At 64.3% G+C, this 18,563-nt stretch carries 19 protein-coding genes; 13 read left to right on the forward strand and 6 right to left on the reverse strand.

Annotation, left to right across the window (positions count from 1 at the left end; translation table 11 throughout):
• Nucleotides 1-102 precede the first annotated feature (102 nt).
• The 3 genes from ABEA18_RS04720 to ABEA18_RS04730 all read left to right on the forward strand — a co-directional run bounded on the left by ABEA18_RS04720 (nucleotide 103) and on the right by ABEA18_RS04730 (nucleotide 3,635).
• A complete protein-coding gene (locus ABEA18_RS04720; RefSeq protein WP_345448149.1) occupies nucleotides 103-1,368 on the forward strand; it encodes an FAD-binding protein in 1,266 nt (421 codons plus the stop codon).
• A gap of 13 nt (nucleotides 1,369-1,381) precedes the next feature.
• The gene (locus ABEA18_RS04725) at nucleotides 1,382-2,584 is read left to right on the forward strand and encodes an ROK family transcriptional regulator (RefSeq protein ID WP_345448150.1); all 1,203 of its coding nucleotides are present in this window, start codon (nucleotides 1,382-1,384) and stop codon (nucleotides 2,582-2,584) included.
• A 100-nt stretch (nucleotides 2,585-2,684) separates the two neighbouring features.
• Complete coding sequence (locus ABEA18_RS04730; RefSeq protein WP_345448151.1) at nucleotides 2,685-3,635, forward strand: aldose 1-epimerase family protein; 951 nt, start codon at nucleotides 2,685-2,687, stop codon at nucleotides 3,633-3,635.
• Here the strand turns inward: ABEA18_RS04730 and ABEA18_RS04735 are convergent, their stop codons facing one another.
• The 5 genes from ABEA18_RS04735 to ABEA18_RS04755 form a co-directional block, all read right to left on the reverse strand.
• Entirely contained in the window at nucleotides 3,636-4,823 is a 1,188-nt protein-coding gene (locus ABEA18_RS04735; protein ID WP_345448152.1) for a 4-hydroxybenzoate 3-monooxygenase, read from the reverse strand.
• 113 nt (nucleotides 4,824-4,936) lie between these two features.
• Nucleotides 4,937-5,689 carry an IclR family transcriptional regulator gene (locus tag ABEA18_RS04740; RefSeq protein ID WP_345448153.1) on the reverse strand — a complete coding sequence of 251 codons (753 nt, stop codon included), beginning with the start codon at nucleotides 5,687-5,689 and terminating at the stop codon, nucleotides 4,937-4,939.
• A 48-nt stretch (nucleotides 5,690-5,737) separates the two neighbouring features.
• Nucleotides 5,738-6,289, reverse strand: a complete 552-nt coding sequence (locus ABEA18_RS04745; RefSeq protein ID WP_345448154.1) for a hypothetical protein — start codon at nucleotides 6,287-6,289, stop codon at nucleotides 5,738-5,740.
• A gap of 118 nt (nucleotides 6,290-6,407) precedes the next feature.
• Complete coding sequence (locus ABEA18_RS04750; RefSeq protein ID WP_345448355.1) at nucleotides 6,408-7,178, reverse strand: GAF and ANTAR domain-containing protein; 771 nt, start codon at nucleotides 7,176-7,178, stop codon at nucleotides 6,408-6,410.
• Between the two features lie 93 nt (nucleotides 7,179-7,271).
• The gene (locus ABEA18_RS04755) at nucleotides 7,272-8,321 is read right to left on the reverse strand and encodes an FUSC family protein (RefSeq protein WP_345448155.1); all 1,050 of its coding nucleotides are present in this window, start codon (nucleotides 8,319-8,321) and stop codon (nucleotides 7,272-7,274) included.
• A 316-nt stretch (nucleotides 8,322-8,637) separates the two neighbouring features.
• On the opposite strand from ABEA18_RS04755, the gene mscL reads away from it, so the two are divergent.
• From mscL to ABEA18_RS04795, 8 genes are all read left to right on the forward strand, one after another.
• The gene (gene mscL, locus ABEA18_RS04760; RefSeq protein ID WP_345448156.1) at nucleotides 8,638-9,069 is read left to right on the forward strand and encodes a large conductance mechanosensitive channel protein MscL; all 432 of its coding nucleotides are present in this window, start codon (nucleotides 8,638-8,640) and stop codon (nucleotides 9,067-9,069) included.
• 122 nt (nucleotides 9,070-9,191) lie between these two features.
• A complete protein-coding gene (locus tag ABEA18_RS04765) occupies nucleotides 9,192-10,055 on the forward strand; it encodes an ACT domain-containing protein (RefSeq protein WP_345448157.1) in 864 nt (287 codons plus the stop codon).
• A 180-nt stretch (nucleotides 10,056-10,235) separates the two neighbouring features.
• A complete protein-coding gene (locus tag ABEA18_RS04770; RefSeq protein ID WP_345448158.1) occupies nucleotides 10,236-11,183 on the forward strand; it encodes a proline dehydrogenase family protein in 948 nt (315 codons plus the stop codon).
• A gap of 417 nt (nucleotides 11,184-11,600) precedes the next feature.
• Entirely contained in the window at nucleotides 11,601-12,953 is a 1,353-nt protein-coding gene (locus tag ABEA18_RS04775) for an MFS transporter (RefSeq protein WP_345448159.1), read from the forward strand.
• Between the two features lie 101 nt (nucleotides 12,954-13,054).
• A complete protein-coding gene (locus tag ABEA18_RS04780) occupies nucleotides 13,055-13,738 on the forward strand; it encodes a GntR family transcriptional regulator (RefSeq protein ID WP_345448160.1) in 684 nt (227 codons plus the stop codon).
• Entirely contained in the window at nucleotides 13,735-14,550 is an 816-nt protein-coding gene (locus ABEA18_RS04785) for an aspartate/glutamate racemase family protein (RefSeq protein WP_345448161.1), read from the forward strand. Before ABEA18_RS04780 ends, ABEA18_RS04785 begins: the two co-directional genes overlap by 4 nt.
• 8 nt (nucleotides 14,551-14,558) lie before the next feature.
• A complete protein-coding gene (locus tag ABEA18_RS04790; RefSeq protein WP_345448162.1) occupies nucleotides 14,559-15,992 on the forward strand; it encodes an amidohydrolase family protein in 1,434 nt (477 codons plus the stop codon).
• Nucleotides 15,993-15,999: 7 nt separating this feature from the next.
• Nucleotides 16,000-16,734 carry a maleate cis-trans isomerase family protein gene (locus ABEA18_RS04795; RefSeq protein WP_345448163.1) on the forward strand — a complete coding sequence of 245 codons (735 nt, stop codon included), beginning with the start codon at nucleotides 16,000-16,002 and terminating at the stop codon, nucleotides 16,732-16,734.
• An 18-nt stretch (nucleotides 16,735-16,752) separates the two neighbouring features.
• Here ABEA18_RS04795 and ABEA18_RS04800 read toward each other — a convergent pair whose 3' ends face one another.
• Nucleotides 16,753-16,956, reverse strand: a complete 204-nt coding sequence (locus ABEA18_RS04800; protein ID WP_035743560.1) for a cold-shock protein — start codon at nucleotides 16,954-16,956, stop codon at nucleotides 16,753-16,755.
• 242 nt (nucleotides 16,957-17,198) lie between these two features.
• Here ABEA18_RS04800 and ABEA18_RS04805 point away from each other — a divergent pair, with 242 nt between their 5' ends.
• Both ABEA18_RS04805 and ABEA18_RS04810 read left to right on the forward strand, forming a co-directional pair.
• On the forward strand, nucleotides 17,199-17,678 hold the full coding sequence (locus ABEA18_RS04805; RefSeq protein WP_345448164.1) for a hypothetical protein: 480 nt from the start codon (nucleotides 17,199-17,201) through the stop codon (nucleotides 17,676-17,678).
• Between the two features lie 90 nt (nucleotides 17,679-17,768).
• Nucleotides 17,769-18,542, forward strand: a complete 774-nt coding sequence (locus ABEA18_RS04810; protein ID WP_425550480.1) for an SDR family oxidoreductase — start codon at nucleotides 17,769-17,771, stop codon at nucleotides 18,540-18,542.
• The last annotated feature ends 21 nt before the right edge of the window (nucleotides 18,543-18,563 follow it).

The following is an 18,563-nucleotide window of genomic DNA, read 5'->3' on the forward strand; positions in this document are numbered from 1 at the left end:
GAATAATTCGCAAAAGATCTGGCGCGGCGACTAAGGAGCCGTTATGTTGTTGTGGACATCAAATAAGGCCGTCGAGCCCTCGAACGAACGAAGGATTCAACCGTGACTGATCAGCTGGTGGCGGAACGCAACTGGGCAGGAAACTACAGCTACCAGGCACCGCAACTCGCCCATCCCACGAGCTTGGAGGAGCTCCAGGGGCTCGTGGCAGGCGCCAAGAAGATCCGCGCGCTCGGGTCCCGCCATTCCTTCAACTCCATCGCGGACACGGCCGGTACCCTCGTGGTGCTGGACCGTCTGGATCCTGGCATCCGTGTGGATGCGGCGAACATGAAAGTCACAGTGAGCGGTGGTACGCGGTACGGGACCCTGGCGGCAGAACTCCAGCGCCAAGGCTTCGCCCTCCACAACCTCGCCTCGCTCCCCCACATTTCGGTGGCAGGAGCTGTCGCAACCGCCACGCACGGCTCCGGTGACGCCAACGGCAACCTGGCCACCGCCGTCGCGGGCCTTGAACTGGTCGCCGCGGACGGCAGTATTCTTAGCGTGCGCCGCGGCGACGAGGATTTCGACGGAATGGTGGTGGGACTCGGCGCACTCGGCATCGTGACCAAACTGACCCTCGACATCCAGCCAAGCTTCGACGTCGCCCAGAGCGTTTTCGAAAACCTCAGCTGGGATCTCGTCCTGGAAAACTTCGACCGGATAACCTCCTCCGCGTATAGCGTCAGCCTGTTCACCGATTGGAGTGGAGAGACGGTGGGCCAGGCGTGGCTCAAGAGGCGCAGCGGCGATGCGGCCCCGGAATCGCCGGATTTCTTCGGCGGCACTCGGGCAACGGAAGCCCGGCACCCCCTTCCCGGAGTGTCTGGCAGCAACTGCACGCAGCAACTCGGGATTGCCGGGCCGTGGTCCGACCGGCTGGCTCATTTCAGGATGGAATTCACTCCGAGCCAAGGCGACGAGCTACAGAGCGAGTACCTCATCCCCCGTGAACACGCCGTGGACGCCCTCCGGACCATGCGCAGGCTCTCCGACGTCGTGACTCCGCTGCTGCTGATTGGCGAGATCCGCACGGTGGCGGCCGACCAGCTCTGGCTGAGTGCCAACTACGGCCGCGACGGCATCGGCTTGCATTTCACCTGGCGCCAGGACCAGCCGGCGGTCGAAGCCATCCTGCCGCTGCTTGAGGCGGAACTGGCTCCCTTCGCGGCGAGGCCGCACTGGGGCAAGCTGTTCGACGCCGGTGCTGCCGCCGTCGCGCCCTTGTACCCTCGCTTCAACGACTTCATCGCCCTGGCTGAGCGCCTGGATCCTTCCGGAAAGTTCCGCAACGACTTCCTGGACCGAACGGTGTTTGGGAGCTGATATTGTCGCGATGATGCCCTCCCCCACCCCACATCCCGTCGCCGCCAGCGAGCCCGATCCGTCGCGGCGAAACAACCTGGCGCTGCTGACCTCACTCGTCCATCACAACGGTGGTCTCAGCCGCGCCCAGCTGACCAAGCGGACGGGCCTGAACCGGTCCACCGTAGGGACGCTGATAGGGCAGCTCGTGAACTTGGATGTGGTGTACGAGACGGCGCCCTCCGGTGAAGCCCAAGTGGGCAGACCCAGCCCGATCGTCCATCCGCGGCCGTCGATAGCGGCCCTGGCGGTCAACCCGGAGATCGACGCCGTCACTATCGGTCTTGTCGGACTCGGGGGCAAGGTCCAGAAGAAGATCCGTTTCGACACCGAGCGGATCCCGACGGCCAAAGAAGCCGTGAACATCGCCGCCGCAGTGATCGCCGGAATGCGGTCCGAGCTAGACACTTCGTACCGGGTCATGGGCGTGGGCATCGCGGTGCCCGGGCTCGTCAACCGCGACGACGGCGTGGTCCGGCACGCCCCGCATCTGGGCTGGCGCGATGAACCCATCGCCCGAATGCTCGGCGAAGCCACCGGATACCCCTGCCACGCGGCGAACGACGCATCGCTCGGCGCCGAGGGCGAACTCCTCTTCGGCGCCGGTGCGGGCCAGAAGAACCTGATCTTCCTCAACGGTGGCGCCAGCGGCATCGGCGGCGGAATCATCGCTGACGGGGAATTGCTGCGCGGAGCATCCGGCTACGCCGGGGAACTTGGGCACACGTTTGTCCGCTCGTCCGGCAAACCTTGCCACTGCGGTGCCGCGGGCTGCCTTGAAACCGAAGTCTCCCAGTCACCCCTTTTTGAATTGGCCGGGATCGGCGGCGGCGATGCGGGCCAACTCGAGCAGGCGCTCCGCGCGAGCAGCAGCGAGGCCGTGGCCGCCGAAGTGGCACGCCAGCTTGAGTATCTTGGCGTTGCCTTGCGGAATGCGGTGAACATTTTCAATCCGGAAGCGATCGTCCTGGATGGCTTCCTCGGCGTCTTGCACGCCCTGTCCCCAGGGACATTGGACACCTCGCTCCGATCCCAGGCGATGGACGGCCCGGCAGGCCAGGTGAAGATCTACCGGGCTGCCCTCGGCTCGGATCTGATGATGATCGGAGCCGCGGAACTCGCCTTCGCGCAGTTCCTTGCGGACCCTGCCGGCACCTTCTCTGCTCGCACTTCTTAATCTCCCCCTCCCAGTCAGGTCAACCATGCCGAATCAGGCCCGCCCGCTCAACCAGACGCCCTCGCCTCATAGGGAACCGCGTCACCGTGCACCAGCGCCCATGGGCGAACACTTCGAACTCACGGCCAGCATCGGCGGCCGCCACCAGCGCGTTGTGCTGACGGAAGTCGCCGCGAGCCTGCGGGAGCTCGACGTCGACGGAGTAGCGCTGGTTCAGGACTATCCCGTCGATGCCCAACCGCCATGGTGCGCGGGCTGGGTCCTGGTCCCGTGGCCCAACCGGGTGGCTGGCGGCACGTGGAGCTACGACGGCGTCGCCCAACAACTGGACATCACCGAACCGGGCAACGGCAACGCCTTGCACGGATTGCTGACGCGCACTCCGTACAGCGTCAGTGCCCGGACCGAGGACAGCATCACGCTCGACGCCGGCATCCCGCCGCAGTCGGGGTACCCCTTCGAGTTGTCGACGTCGGTCCGCTATCAACTCCTGGAGGACGGGTTGCTTGTCACGCACCGACTTGAAAACACGGGCCACCGGTCCGCGCCCGTCGCGCTCGGTGCACATCCTTTCCTCCGCCTGGGGAGCGTGCCGACGGAAGAACTCACGCTCTACATCAACGCCGATACCCACATTGAAGTGGACGAACGCCTGAACCCCAGTGGAATCACCACGGACGTCAGCGGAACCAGGAACGACTTCCGTGCCGGGCAGCTCGTGGGCGCCGTTGACCTCGACGACGCCTGGGGCAACGTCCGCCGCGAGGACGACGGAAGCTCACTGCACTATCTCGAAGCGCCCGACGGCAGCCAAGTCCAAATGTTCATGGATGCCTCCTTCGGCTACGTCCAGGCCTTCACCACCACGGACTTCGCCACCGACGGCGGCATGGTGACCGCCGTCGCGGTTGAACCGATGACTGCGCCCGCCGATGCCTTCAACAGTGGCGAAGGCCTGCGTTGGCTGGAACCCGGGGAGGTCTGGGAAGCCAGTTGGGGCATCCGGTACCTGACGACGCACACACTGCTCGGTGACACAGAAAAGGCCTGACTACTTCCCCGTCGGCCACCCAGTGTACGACTCCGCCAGGTAGGCCCGCGCGTTGCGGGAGGAGACCACGGAGTGGAGCTCGCCGAGCTGGCGGGCCCGGCCGAAGTCGTCCGAACCGGGGACAGTGTGCAGCATGGACGTCATCCAGTAGGAGAAATGCTGGGCCTTCCAAACCCGCTCCAAAGCGCGGCCGCTGTAGGACTCGAGAAGCGCGTTGGAACCGTTCGAGTAGAAGGACTCGAGGCCTTCGAAGAGCACCTTGACGTCATGGAGGGCCAAATTGAGGCCCTTGGCGCCGGTCGGCGGGACGGTGTGGGCGGCGTCGCCGGCTAGGAACAGGTTCCCGTGGCGCATGGGCGTGTGGACGAAGCTGCGGAACGGCAGGACCATCTTCTCGAGGACCGGTCCCTCCTTGAGCTCAAAGCCGTTCCCGTTGACGCGTTTGCGGAATTCGGACCAGATGCGCTCGTCGTCCCAGTCGGCCACGTTTTCCTTGGGGTCGCACTGGAAGTACATGCGCTGCACGTTCTCCGTGCGCTGGCTGATCAGGGCGAAGCCGTTCTCGGAGTTGGCGTAGATCAGTTCGTCTGAGCTGCGGGGCGCCTGGGCGAGGATGCCGAACCACGCGAAGGGGTATTCGTGGAAGTACCACTTGCGGTTGGCCTCGGGGATCTGGAAGCGGCAGTGGCTGCGGGAACCATCGGCGCCCACCACGAAGTCCGCCTGGATTTCGAATTCCTGGCCCTCGGCATCGGTGAACCAGACCTTCGGTTTGCCTTCGAGGTCGTGGATGGTGGTATCCGTGACGCTGTACCGGACGTCGCCGCCGTCGTCCTGGCGCCGTGCGGCGAGGTCGAGGAAGACGTCAGTTTGCGGGTAGAGCCACACCGATTCCCCCACGAGCTCTTTGAAGTCGATCCGATGGCTTTCGCCGTTGAAGCGCAGTTCGATCCCGTCATGCCTGTCGCCGTCGCGCAGCACCCGGTCCGAAACCCCGCTTTCCACGAGCAGGTTCACGGAGCCGTGTTCGAGGATGCCCGCACGGACGGTTTCGGCGATCTGCTGGTGGCTGCGGACCTCGACGACCGTGGATTCGATCCCCGATGTAGCCAGCAGGTGGGAAAGCATGAGGCCGGCCGGGCCCGCGCCCATGATGGCCACTTGGGTGGTGATGATCTTGCGTGCCAAAGTGTTCCTCGCTTCATTGCGGAACCGCGCCTGGAGGGCTGCGGAGGTTCTGCTGATCAGTGTGACCCGCACCGAAGGTTCGGCGTTATACGAATTCCGTTGAACGGAAACACTTAGGCGTTTCGCTGCTCCCCGAGCTGGCGAGCGATGCCGCGGGCCGCCGTCTGCAGCGCCGGCACCAGGGCCTGCAGGCGCATTTCAGCGAGGGGAACCACGACGCCGAGCGCGGCTATCGTGCGCCGCTTGCCGTCCGTGACCGGTACCGCGATGCCCCATGTGTCCGGATCCACCACGCCCGCGAGCTGCGCGTACCCTTGCTGGGCGGTTTCGGCCAACAGGTGACGGACGACGTCGGCCGTCACCTTGCCGGCCGGGTCACTGAACTGTTTGAGGTACTCGGCCTGCTGTTCCCGCGGCTGGCCTGCCATCAGGGTCAACCCGGCCGAAGAGATGTGAACCGGCATGCGGCCGGCAACGCGGGCACGGTTGGCCACGGATCCCCGGCGGGACAGCCGCTCCACGAACAACGCCTCCCAGCCATCGAGCACGGCAAGGTTCACGTTCTGGTTCAGGACCAGCTGGATGTCCTCCATGAACGGCAGTGCCGCTTGCCGGAGGGCCAGAGTGGGTGAATTCCGATTGACCAGCTCCCACAACCTCAGGCCCAATCGGACATTTCCGCCAACGCCGAGTTCAAGAAGTCCGTGTTCGGCTAGCTGCCGGACCAGGCGATGGGCGCTTGAGAGGGGCAAGCCAGCGGTCTCCGCGAGTTCGGAGAGCCGCAATGATGTGGCGTCCTCGGGGAAGGCCTCGATGATCCGGACGATGCGGTCCACCACTGAATCACCCGATGCCGAGTTAGCCAAGGCGCTTTCCCCACTTCCCGCGGATTCCATTGAATGGTGGGCTCAAGTTTACTGCGGTTCAGCGGGATCCGCTGGGGCATCCTGGAGTTCCCGTCGCGAGATCTCCAAGCCGATCGCGTCGTAGTGCGCCAGCACTACCGGAGAGGCCGATGTACTGGGCTGATCCAGCAGGCCAAACGCGAAATCACTGGCGGCCAGAAGTTCTTCATCGGAGCACTTGTCCAGCGGCTGGAATCCCGCCGCATCGATCGAGGCTCCGAATTCGCCCGTGATCTCGAACGATTTCGATCCCGTTGCGGCCCCGAGCTGGAGGCTGGCAGGCTTGTCCGTAAATTCCAGGGAAACTCCGGATCCGCTGACGAGGCCAACTTCCGTGGTTCCGCCGTCGATCGCATTGAGGTCGTTGCGGAGTCCCGCCAAGGCCTGCGACTCGACGATCGCGGCGTGGGAAAAGCCCACTCTGATGTGGGAGGTGACGCCCATTCGCCGAATCCGGCGAACGATGTGAACGAGCGCGGGCCTCGAATCTTGATTCAGGCTCCCCCGCACGTCGATTTCGACTGCGTCGGTGGAAACATCGAATTTTACGAGGGCGTGCAATCTGCGGTCCATAGGTACTCCAAAAGAGGTGTCTATGGCCGACGGCTCAACCTTGAGAAGCGTATCCCCTGGAATCCTCGTTGTACACCCGCCGCGTTGAGCGATCAGAGGGCTGGAGTCATCCCGCCCTGCTGCGGCCCGGCTCCTGGGCCGGCTCTTCGAAGTGGGTCAGGGTGCCCGCCGCGTCAACGGAATCCACCAGGGACTTGGCGATATCGCGCAATTTCACATTGCGATTGCTCGAGGCTTCCGTCAGGATCCGGACAGCGTCCTCTTGGCTGCAGCGGCTCTGTGCCATGACAATTCCAACAGCGATATCAATGACCGTGCGGGACTCCATGGCCGCCCGGAGATTCTTTGCGCTGTCCGCGTGGAGGGCGAACCTGATGGCAAGACGCAGGGCCTGCGATACCTCACGGGTGTATCCGCGGGCCCGGTCTGCGGCCCTTTCGTCGAACTTGTACGGGGCCTCGGAGTACAGGTTGAGCGCTGCCTTGGCCTCTCCCTCAAGGTTGAAAGGCAACGACAACACCGACCTTAGGCCGTGCGACGCGACGGCATTCGCATAGTCAGGGCCCCAACGGTTCTCTTCAAGAAGATCCGGAACGTGGACTTCCCGGTCCTCTTCTGCAGCCGTCAAGCATGGCCCCTGGGCCAGGGAATACTGGATCTCGTCCACTTCGCGGGCCGCATCACTGCTCCACCCAATCGTGAGTGCCTTCCGCTCGCGCAGCAGCGTGATCCCGCAGAGCGCATCATCGCCGTTGCCCGCCATCTGGTGGGCAGAAAACCGCGCGAGCTCGTTGAGGAAATCCTCGAAATCGGCACTCTCCAGGATCAGGTTCTGGATTCGGTCGATGGTGGTCAAAGTGTTATCTGCAGGAAGCATGGCGCGTTCTCCCGGTGAATATGCTGATTGGGGCATGTGGAAACAATAAGTCCCTTTACATAAGGTCCCACACGGTCGGCAATTGGGAAACGCCTAGCCGGAAGTGAGTTCCCTGACCCGCGACCATGCCGCGGGCGCCAATACCACAGCGACACCGACGGCGGCCCCGATCACCGTCTCCACAATCCGGTCCCGCAACAGGAGCCCAGGCGGGACGTTGGCAACCAGCAAGGTCGAAATGAGCGCGAGCGGTGTGACGAATACCTGTGCCACGAGATATTGGCGCGCAATGAAGAGCTCTGCTCCGAACTGGCATACGGCAATCACCAACACCATCTGCCACGGCGCCGGGCCGAGCCAGAGAATTCCAGCCAACACCAGCAAACCCAGCAGGGTCCCAACGATCCTCTGGATTCCCCGTTGCACCCGATGCCGGGTACTGCGCCCCACCAAGGGAACTACTGCCGCCACCATGGCCCAATAGCCGTGTCCGAATCCGAGCCACTGCCCAACCAAGGTAGCAAGCGTTCCGGCCAGCCCGGCAGCCACGAAGTAGCCCAAGCCTTCCAGCCAAGCTGCCCGGACTTCCTGAGGAAGTAGCCGGTCCGCGGCCGGCCGCTTCCAGGGCGTCCGGTGGCTCGGGACTACCCGCGCCGACATTCCGATCAGCAACGCCAACACGGCAGTCAAAACGGCTGCCAACATCCCTTCCCAGAGCGGCGGCTGCTGGGGCACGGAGGCGATCGCGGCGAAAGCGAAAATATGGAAGAGGGAACCTGCCGGGCGAAGCCGCCAAAGCGCAGTAACCACGGAGCAAAATGCGGCAACCAACGTGGTGCCAAGCGTGAGGATCCACACGTACGCGTCCGAGCCCTGTCCAACCCGGGCGGTCAGGGTGGCGAGCAGGATGATGCACAGGAGCAGCGAACCGGCCCGGAGTTGGCTTCGAAAACGGTGGCGGTGGGGCTCGTTGCGGCCATAGATATTCGTGAACGCGGCAAAGCTGGCGAAAACCACAAGGTCCAGCCGTCCGAACAGCACGAGGGTGATCAATGGCAGGAAGACGCCCACTGCGCAGCGGACCGCCGGGTGATGGTCCTTGTTCCCGGGACCGATCCTGAACATCTCTGCCAGGGGGTTCAATGGATTGCCTGCCTCTGCTTGCTTCTCTTGAGCGCTGTAGTGCTGTAGTGCTCAACTAATCCCCACCGCCACCCTCGCCTCGCAAGCTCGGCCAGGGAACCCTGGCGGCGTGGGCCCACGACGGCGGCATTGGCATCCGTTACGAGCTTACGTCGGGCGGCTTAACGCGGCCCGATCGGTTTCCGTTGAATGGAAACCTTGGCCGAGGGCATGACGGCTCCACGGCTTCGATTGATAGTCTCATGTCGGTTGTTACCAGCCTGGCGGGGCCTATTCCGGCTACATCACCCGTACCCATTCACCGGAAGGTCATTCCATGCTCAAAGGTTTCAAGGACTTCGTTCTTCGCGGCAACATCATCGAGTTGTCCATCGCCGTTGTCATCGGCACCGCGTTCACGGCCCTGGTCGCAGCGTTCACCACCAACATCATCAACCCGGTCATCGCCGCCGCAGGCGGAGTCAACGCGCAGGGTCTGGGCTTCTCCATCTGGCCCGACAACGCGAAGACCTTCGTCAACTTCGGCGCCGTCATCACCGCGTTCGTGACCTTCCTGATCACGGCCGCCGTGGTGTACTTCATCTTCGTTGCGCCCATGAACAAGATCAACGAACTGACCAAACGCCGTGCCTCCATCGAAGAGCCCGAGGACGAGCCGCTGCCGGCTGACACCGCCCTGCTTGTTGAAATCCGCGACCTCCTGATCGATCTCGCCGCCGCCAACAAGAGTGACGAGAACGCCCGCTAGGTTTCGGGCATTACGGCCAGTTCGGCGCGTCCGGTCGGCGTCGAACTGGCCCCCACCAGTGCTGCCTAAGATCGTGACGCAGGCGCAATCCGCCTGAAACAGGGTTCGGGCACGATAGTGCCATGAAGCCGAACAAGAGGACTTCCGCTACAGCTGAGCTCTCCTGCGAAGTGTGCGGCCAGATGCCCGAGGCTCCGAAGGCCCGGGTCACCGTGGCCCAAATTGCCGTGATGTTGCCCATCGAACTTCTTGTCCACGCCGTTGTGGTTGAAACGCAACTGCCTTACCTGGCCAAGGTGCTCCTCCTCACCGTCACCGCAACGGTCCTGGTCATCTGGGTGGCCGAACCCTCCGCGGCCAGGATTTTGCGCCGCTGGATCCACGCGCCTGCCCTCCGCCACCGCAGGAAGCTCCATTTGGCCCCGGCTCTTTGGCGGGCGAGGACCGTGCTGCGCGACCAGCCGGGTTCCCTCCAACGCATCACCCAATCGCTGGCCCGGACCGACATCAATATCCTCAGCATCCATGTCCACCCCATGGATGGAGCCGTCATGGACGAATTCGTACTTTCCGCTCCGGGCCACCTCGGCGAGCAAGAGCTACTGACAGCGCTCGACGACGGCGGCGGCCGGGATTCGCACGTGTGGCCTACCACTGCACTCGCCATGGCGGACGGCCAGACCAAGGCCTTGAGCCTGGCTGCCCGGATCGCCGACAACCCGCAAGAACTACCGCTGGCGGTTGCGGAACTCCTTTCGGCGAAAATCGTCACCCCGGAACCCGAAGGTCAGTCCGTCGAGGCGGGCGCCGCCGTCGGGCCCTCCACGACGCTCCTCAAGATCCCCACGGCCTGGCACGGCCCGCTCGTGTTCTCCCGACCGGGCGAGCCGTTCACGCCGGCGGAATCAGCACGTGCACATCGGCTGGCCGAGCTCGCGGAAATCCTGGCGCACACCCGGAGCGCCGAATCCAAGGACCGGGACTAACCGGGCAACAACTGGAAGGTGGTGGCGGGATGAGTGCCTCCGCATCACCACGGATCCGGACGGCGCACTCATCTCGATGTGGTGTTTGCCGGAGGAGTAGCGGGGGCAGAGGGCCGGTTTGGATTTCGCATGCTGAACCCGACGCCGGCGACCGCAAACTCCGCCGGTACAGTTTGTCGGGTGACTACCAAGATTGATCTCCAACGTGCCGCCGATACCCTCCGGGCATGGGCATTGGATGAAGACCTGAAGCAACGAGTCATGTCCACGCCGGCCTTGGCGACAATGGCTGCGCGCGTGGCAAGGCGATACTCGGCCGGGGACACTGCGGCCGACGCGATCGAGGTAGCGGCAGCGGCGGTGGCCCGCGGGCATGCCGCGAGTATCGAATACGCGGGTGAGAGCGTGCGCAACGCCGACCTCGCACGCTCGGAAGCCGGGGTATTCCTTGAGCTGGGCGCTGCCCTCGGAAAGACCAGCCTGCCGAGCACGATTTCTTTCGACCTTTCCCACCTCGGTGCCCTCGTGGACCCTGAGCTTGCGCTCGACCATGTACATCAGCTCGCCGCGATAACGGAACCGTTCGGAACGGGGCTGATGATCTCGGCCGAAGGTTCGGATCGGACCGATCTGGTCCTGGACCTGTACGACGAACTCGCCGTCGAGATCCCCCGTGTCGGCATCACACTCCAAGCCCGTCTGCACCGCACACCCGGAGACCTCGAGCGGGTCCTTCGCCACCCGGGTACGGTTCGGCTGGTCAAAGGCGCGTTCCTTGAACCCGAGTCCGTCGCCTACCCTCGCAACAGCGCCGAACTGACGGCTGCCTACCTCGACCTGGCGGGCCAGCTCATCCTCTCGGGCCACTCCCTGTCCCTCGCGACGCATGACGACGAGCTCGTCAGCACGCTCATCGCCACGCACGGCGAGGCGCTGAAGACCGACGCGATCGAATTCGAAATGCTCCTCGGACTGGGCACCGATCTTCTCGACCGGCTCCACAGGGACGGCTTCAGGACGCGCGAGTACGTCATTTTCGGCGGCGAGTGGTGGTTGTACGTCCTCAACCGCATCGCGGAACATCCCGAGCGGGCGCTGACGGCCCTCGCCGACCTCAACCCGAGCTAAGGCTCGCCGATCCCGGGCGCCTGGCGAGGCGGAAAATGCCTATCGACACTGGTATTCCAACATCGATAGGCATTTTCCGCGTCGCGTAGCCATTTGCGCGTCGGTATCCCATCTCCGGAACCTCCGCGCACGCCGCCGCCCGGAATTAGGACACGCGGCCACTCGGTCACATTCCGTTTCTTCGCTTTGTATACCAAAAGCCTTGACAGTGCCGCGGGTCACATCTACTTTTGATTTTGGGATCCCAAAACGGGATCCCAAAACGGATTCAACGAACCGGCAGCGTCCCTCCTCCCAGAAAGAGGACCAGGCCGCAACTGCTGCCACCGGCGCGAGTCCAGCTGCCGCGGCAACCCGCACCCAGCACAACAATTCAAGACTTTCCCCGCTCCTCAAACTCCCCCTGAAGGAGAAACTGTGTCTCTCCAAAACACCGAAACAGACGCGCATGCCGTCGAAGGAAAAGCAGAAGAAAAAGCCGGCAAGGACGGCGTGCAGCGACGCACGAGTGTCCGTTGGCGGCTCTTCGTCCTGCTGCTGATCCTGGTGGCCGTCAACTACATCGACCGTGGCTCCATCTCCGTGGCACTGCCCATCATCCAAAAGGAATTCAACCTCGCACCAGAGCTCGTTGGGCTCCTGCTTTCGGCATTCTTCTGGACCTATGCCCTCATGCAGATTCCCGTCGGCCTGCTCATCGACAAATTCGGCCCCCGCAAGGTGGTCACGGCGTCGTGCATCGGCTGGGGTGCCGCAACGGCAGCATCCGGCCTGGCCGGCGGCTTCCTCAGCATGTTCATCGCCCGCCTAGGTATCGGCGTCGCCGAAGCAGGCGTCATGCCGGCCGGCGGCAAGCTCAACGCCATCTGGATGCACAAGAAGGAGCGCGGCCGCGGCGCCACGATCCTTGACGCAGGCGCCCCGCTCGGCGCCGGCCTGGGCGGCATCCTCATCACTTGGCTCATCGCCTCAACAGGCAGCTGGCGCTACTCGTTCATCATCGCCGGCGCCGCGACTGCCCTCATGGGCCTGGCTGTCTGGTGGTACGTCCGGGACAATCCCCGCAACCATAAGGCCGTCAACGACGCCGAGGCCGAATACATCGAGTCCTCCCACGCCGAAGAAGACGCCGAGGCCGAGAAAGACGGTGTCAAGGGCAAGCGCGCGCTCCTCCCCTACCTGAAGTTCCGTTCCTTCTGGGCCATGTGCTTTGGCTGGCTGGGATTCAACGGCGTGTTCTACGGCCTGCTGACCTGGGGCCCGCTCTACCTCGCCCAGGCCAAGCACTTCAACCTGAACACCATCGGCTGGTCCACCTTCGTGATCTTCGGCGCAGGCTTCGTCGGCGAGATCCTCGGCGGCGCCATCGCTGACAAGTGGCGTGCAGCCGGCGCTTCGGCCAACCTGGTCATGCGCACCCTGCTGGGCATCTCCAGCGTCGTGGTGGTCGGCGGCCTGGTTGGCGTGACGGTCGTCGCAGACCCGATCACCGCCGTCGTCCTCCTTTCAGTCGTCCTGTTCTTCCTGCGCTGGGTAGGCCTCTTCTGGTCCATCCCGGCCATCCTCGGTGGCCGTACCAACGCTGGCGTCCTGGGCGGTGCCATGAACTTCAGCGGCAACATCGCAGGGTTCGTCACCCCGATTGTGGTGGGCCTGATTGTCGGGGCCACCGGCTCCTACACCTGGGCGCTGCTGTACTTTGTAGGATCCGCCGTGATCATGGGCGTATCCGTCCTGACCCTGAACTACAACAAGCGGCTTCCGGTCTAACTCGCCTGACCGGGCCGGCCGCGCGGTCCTGAACCGCCGCACGGCCGGACGCCTCCGGGTTGCCGGGCGCAATGACCAAAGAAAACACGAATGGAGCAAAGATGCTGATTGCAGAAGAAACCCCCACCACGGACCGTCCCCTCCGGGAATCCGTGCGGGACGCCATCCGTTCGCGAATCTTCGAGGGCCATTACGCGCCCGGCACCCGGCTGGTGGAGCGGGACCTCGCCGCCGAATTCAACGTGTCGCGACTCCCCATCCGCGAAGCCCTTCGAATGCTGCGGCAGGAAGGCCTCATCCAGGACCGGGCCTCCCGCGGTTCCGAAGTGGCAGGGTTGAGCCCCAAAGACGTCGAGGACCTCTTCGACGTCCGCCAGTCGCTCGAAGTCCTCGCCTGCCACCTGGCCGCGGCCCGCGCCACGGACAAGGACCTCAAACACCTGGCGAGGCTCCTCGATGAAGCCGAGCGCTTCCTCGCGAAAGGCTCAATCCTCGAGGCACACCGCGCCAACAGCGAATTCCACGATGCCATCACGGCCATCGCCAACAACGATTTTCTCCGCACCGCGCTGGAACCGCTCCAAGGCCGCATGCACTGGCTCTTCCGCCACGTGGACGACCTGCCGGAACTGATCCAGGAGCACCGCGATCTCTACGCCGCCATCGCGAGCGGCGATCCCGAGCTCGCCGCAACCCAATCGGCGTCTCACATTGGAAAGTACCGCGAGCAGTTCCCCCAGAACCAGCCCGCCACCGAACTCAAGTTGCAAGGCAAACGACCATGAAATTGCTAGTCATCAATCCCAACATCAGCGCGGACGTCACCGCGTTGATCGACGCCGAAGCCCGCCGTTCAGCGGGGACTGACACCGAGCTGGTCGTCCGGACCGCCGGACATGGGGTCGAATACATCGAGACCCGCTTCGAATCCCTCATCGCGGCCGGCGCAGTCGCCGAAATCATCGCCGAGCACTCCGGCGGCGATCCGGAAGCGGACCGCATTGACGGCGTCGTCGTGGCCGCATTCGGAGACCCTGGAATGCCCGCCCTCAAGGAACTCACTGACGTCCCGGTCATCGGTATCACGGAGGCAGCCCTCTGCGCCGCGGCCCTGCAGGGCCAGCGCTTCTCCATCATCGCCATTTCGGACCGCATCACCGCCTGGTACCGGGACTGCGTAGAGCATTTCGGACTTGGCAGCCGTCTTGCCTCGATCCGGTCCATCAACCAGAGCCTCAACGGGATCGGCACAGTGCAACAGGATTTCAAGGAAACCCTCCTGGCGCTGAGCCGGCAAGCGGTCGCTGAGGACGGCGCCGACGTCGTCATCCTGGCAGGTGCCCCGCTTGCGGGACTTGCGCGCGAGCTTGAAGGAGAGATACCCGTGCCCGTGGTGGACGGGATCTCCGCCGGGATCCGCATGACCGAAGCTGTTGTGGCGCTGCAATCCGGTTTCCACCGCCAAGGCGCTTTTGCGCCGCCGCCCGTCAAGCACCGCCGGGGGTTGTCCGAAAACCTCGACGCCGCCCTGACCGCCATCCAGTCCGCCGCCAGTGCCTCAGTTGCCGGCCCCGCCCCCGTTCCAGCCGGAAAGTAGGGACAATCGTGAATATTCCCGACCTCGTCATCGCCCACGGCACCGTCGTCAACAGCTTCGGGCGGCAGGACGCGCACGTCGTGGTCGACGACGGCCGTATCACCCAGCTCATCGACGCCGCCGAACCGGTCCCTGCCGCCTCCCGCACCATCGACGCGTCCGGCAAGTTGGTCATCCCTGGCGGCGTTGATGGCCATTGCCACGTGGCCCAAGTGACCGGCCGCTTCCGCACCCTGGACGACTACCGCACCACCTCCACCGCGGCCCTGTGGGGCGGCACCACCACCATCATCGATTTCGGTATTCCACGCGACGCCCAGGAATCCCCGCTGGATGCAGTCCTGAACAAGAAGCGCTTGGCCGCCGAGTCCCGCTGCGATGTCGCGCTGCACGGCTCCGTGGTCACATGGGACGAGACCGTGCCCTGGCAGCTCGAGCAACTCGCCGGCGAGGGCGTCCGCTCGGTGAAGATGTACACCACCAACCGCGGCTCCACCATGGCCGACGGCGACACCATCCTGAAGGTCATGCGCGAAATGGTGCGCCTGGACGGACTCACGTACATCCATGCCGAGCACGATCCCATCATCGCCGACTGCACCGAACAGCACGCCGCGGACGGCCGGATCGGCATTGAGCACCTGCATTCCACCCGTCCCGAACTCGCCGAGGAAATTTCCGTCAAAGAGACACTGGCCATGGCCGAGTACACCGGTGCGCCCGTGTACTTTGTGCACCAGTCGACCCCCGGAGCCGTGGATCTGGTCACTGAGGCCCGCGGGCGCGGCCAGGAAGCCTACTCCGAGACCTGCCCGCACTACTTGACCCTGGATGACACCGTTTACGGCTCAAAATTCCCCGAGTGGTATGCCTGCTGCCCGCCCATGCGCAGCGCTGAAACCGTCGCCGCGCTGAAGGAACGCCTCACGGCGCGAGCCATCCACACCGTGTCCTCGGACCACTCCTGCTACGACCTCTCGCAGAAGCGCGAGCGCACCGACGACGTCCGCTTCATGCCGCACGGATTGCCCGGCGTCGAAACCCGCATGCCCGTCACGTTCACCGCGATGGCGCCCAGCAGCACGGTGGAGGACTTCGTCGAGGTATTCTCGGCTGGCCCCGCTCGGATCAATGCGGTGCCCGGCAAGGGCACCATCGCCGTAGGGTTCGACGCCGATCTCGTCATCTTCGATCCCGCCGAAGAACGCGAGGTCGACGGCGGCGCCCTGCACATGGGAACCGACTTCTCGCCTTTCGAAGGGAAGACGCTGAACGGCTGGCCCGCCGTCGTCGTCTCCGCCGGACGCGTGGTGGTCGACGACGGCGGTTTCCACGATCCCGGACCGGTGGGCCGTTTCGTCGCCCGCAACGGCTTCGCCGCCCACCGCGACGCCCTGTCCGTTCGAAAATCGCCGTCCGTTCCCGCCACCGTTTCTGTTTAGGAGAGCCATGCCTTCCGCACACCGCCCCACCCGCATCGGCATGATCGTGCCGTCGTCCAACACGTGCCTGGAGCCGCAGAGCTACCGGATCCTCGGTGGCCGCCAGGACGTGACCATCCACTTCACACGGATTCCGGTCACCCGGATTGCGCTGGATGATTCCTCGGACAAACAGTTTGATTCGGCCGTCATGCGGGAGGCCGCAGCATTGCTCGCGACGGCGGACGTGGACGTCATCGCGTGGAACGGAACCTCGGGTTCCTGGCTCGGTGCCGAACACGACGAGGGCTTGGTCCGGGAAATCACGGAGGCAACCGGCATCCCGGCCACGACCTCCACCTTGGCCTACCTGGAGGCCTTCAGGACGTTCGGCACGGAAAGGATCGGCATGTTCACCCCCTATACGGGGAACGTGAACCAGGCCGTCATCGAGTCGTACGCGCGCGAAGGAATCAAGACGGTGGACCACCGCCACCTGGACCTCAGCGACAATGAATCCTTCGCCCGCGTCACGGACGCCGAGATGCTGCCCGGGTCCTTGGAACTTGCCGCCTCGAACCCGGACGCGCTCATTTATTTGTGCACGAACCTTTACGGCGCCAACATCACCGCGGAAGTGGAGGAAGCCACCGGAGTGCCGGTGCTGGATTCCGTAGCCGTGACGCTATGGCATTGCCTCAAGCTTGCCGGAGCGCCCTTACTGGCGCCCAAGTGGGGCCGGCTGCTTGCGGAACTAGCCTGATTCGTCAGTGGTCCCCTCTTAAAGAGGTTGGATGTTCTCTGCCTGGGGGCCTTTCGGGCCCTGCACGACGTCGAACTGGACCCGCTGATTCTCGTCCAGTGATCGGTACCCACTCGAGGCGATCGCTGAGTAGTGGGCAAAAACGTCCGCCGAACCGTCGTCGGGGGCAATGAAGCCGAAACCCTTTTCGGCGTTGAACCACTTGACAATACCTGTTGCCACGGCCATGTTCCTTCTCTGAATCTGACTGACCACCGGCTTCAACCCCGATGCCCCCGGACGCATACGTCCGCTTCCTCAAAGCTACGTGGCGGGGTTCGGGGGCGCAAGGATCTCCGGAGGTCTCGGTGTTCCCTAGTGCCAGAATCTTGAGGATTTCTTGCTCCTCTGCAGTGCGGGATCTTGAAACTGGGACGGCAGAGTGGTTCACGATTAGCGTCGTCGGCCATAAAGGAGAACACCAGGTGGGGTTGTTCCGGTGCCGGTTCGAAGCGGCAGCGCCAAAGATCCACGCCATTCTCTCAACAGGGTCACAAGTGGTGGTCTGCAGTTCCCTCGCGACGCCCCTGGTGATCCGCCAAGCGTTCGACGCCGGCGCACTGGCCTACATACCCAAGACGGCTGGGGCCGAAGTGCTCACCACGGCCGTTCTCGCCGCCGCGCGCGGCGAGAAGTTCGTCCTGCCCGAGCTAGCCGGCGTCTTTGAGGTCCCCGGGCCGCGGATCCGCCTCACCCCGCGCGAACACGAAGCCGTCACGCTGTATCTTGGCGGCTCCGGCGGGACAATGGCGGATGTCGGTGCGAGCCTGGGCATCAGTGCCGACGGCGTCAAGAAGCTCCTCGTGTCAGTCCGCCGCAAAGCCCATAACGGACTGGAACCACTCAGCAGGCCCGCGCTCCGGGAACTACTGATCGCCGACGGCTGGCTGCTCCCCGATCGGTGAGGTTTGTGCGCGCGGCGAGCCGAGGTGCGGCAACTCACCGGGGAACGCGGCGTGGCCGCCGATACCGCTTCCTAGAATCGAACCATGACTATGCAGAGCCATTCGAAAGTCGCGGTTGTGACAGGGGTCGGCCGGCGGCGCTCAATCGGGGCGAGCCTCGCAGTCGGCCTGGCGCGCGACGGCTGGGACCTCGCCCTCAACTATTGGCGGCCGTACGACGATCGCGTCGGATTGGAGCGCAATGCCGACGACCCGGAGTCGATCGCGACTGAATGCCGCGCGTTGGGAGCCGCCGTCGAGCTCGTCCCGGGCGACTTGGGCGATCCAGCGGTGCCCGCTGAGCTCATCAGGGTTGCGGGAACCCTTGGGCCGGTGACCGGGCTGGTCATGTCGCACTGCGAATCAGTGGACAGTTCGATCCTGACGACCGACCTTGGGAGTTGGGATCGCCACTTCGCTGTCAACGCCAGGGCGACCTGGCTCCTCATCAAGGCCTTCGCCGAGCAACTGCGGGAATCCGTTGTTCCGGGCGTCGTGGGCGGCCGGATTGTCGCCTTGACGAGCGATCACACTGTTCACAACCTGCCGTACGGTGCGAGCAAAGGAGCCCTCGACCGGATTGTCACCGCGGCCGCCGTCGAGCTGGCAGGCCGGGGTGTGCGGGCGAACGTGGTGAACCCTGGCCCGATCGACACGGGGTGGATGGACGACGCGACGCGGCGTTCGGGTATTGGCGCGACGCCAGCCGGCCGGCTCGGCACGGCCGAGGACACGACGGACCTGGTGAGATTCCTGTTTTCCGAGGAGGGCTCGTGGATGAATGGCCAGATTCTTTATAGCAACGGGGGTTTCAAGGTCGGCTGACTGCCTTCAACGGGCACTGCC

Origin of the sequence: Arthrobacter gyeryongensis (assembly GCF_039543785.1) — a bacterium.
In the GTDB taxonomy this organism is placed as follows: Bacteria; Actinomycetota; Actinomycetes; order Actinomycetales; family Micrococcaceae; genus Arthrobacter; species Arthrobacter gyeryongensis.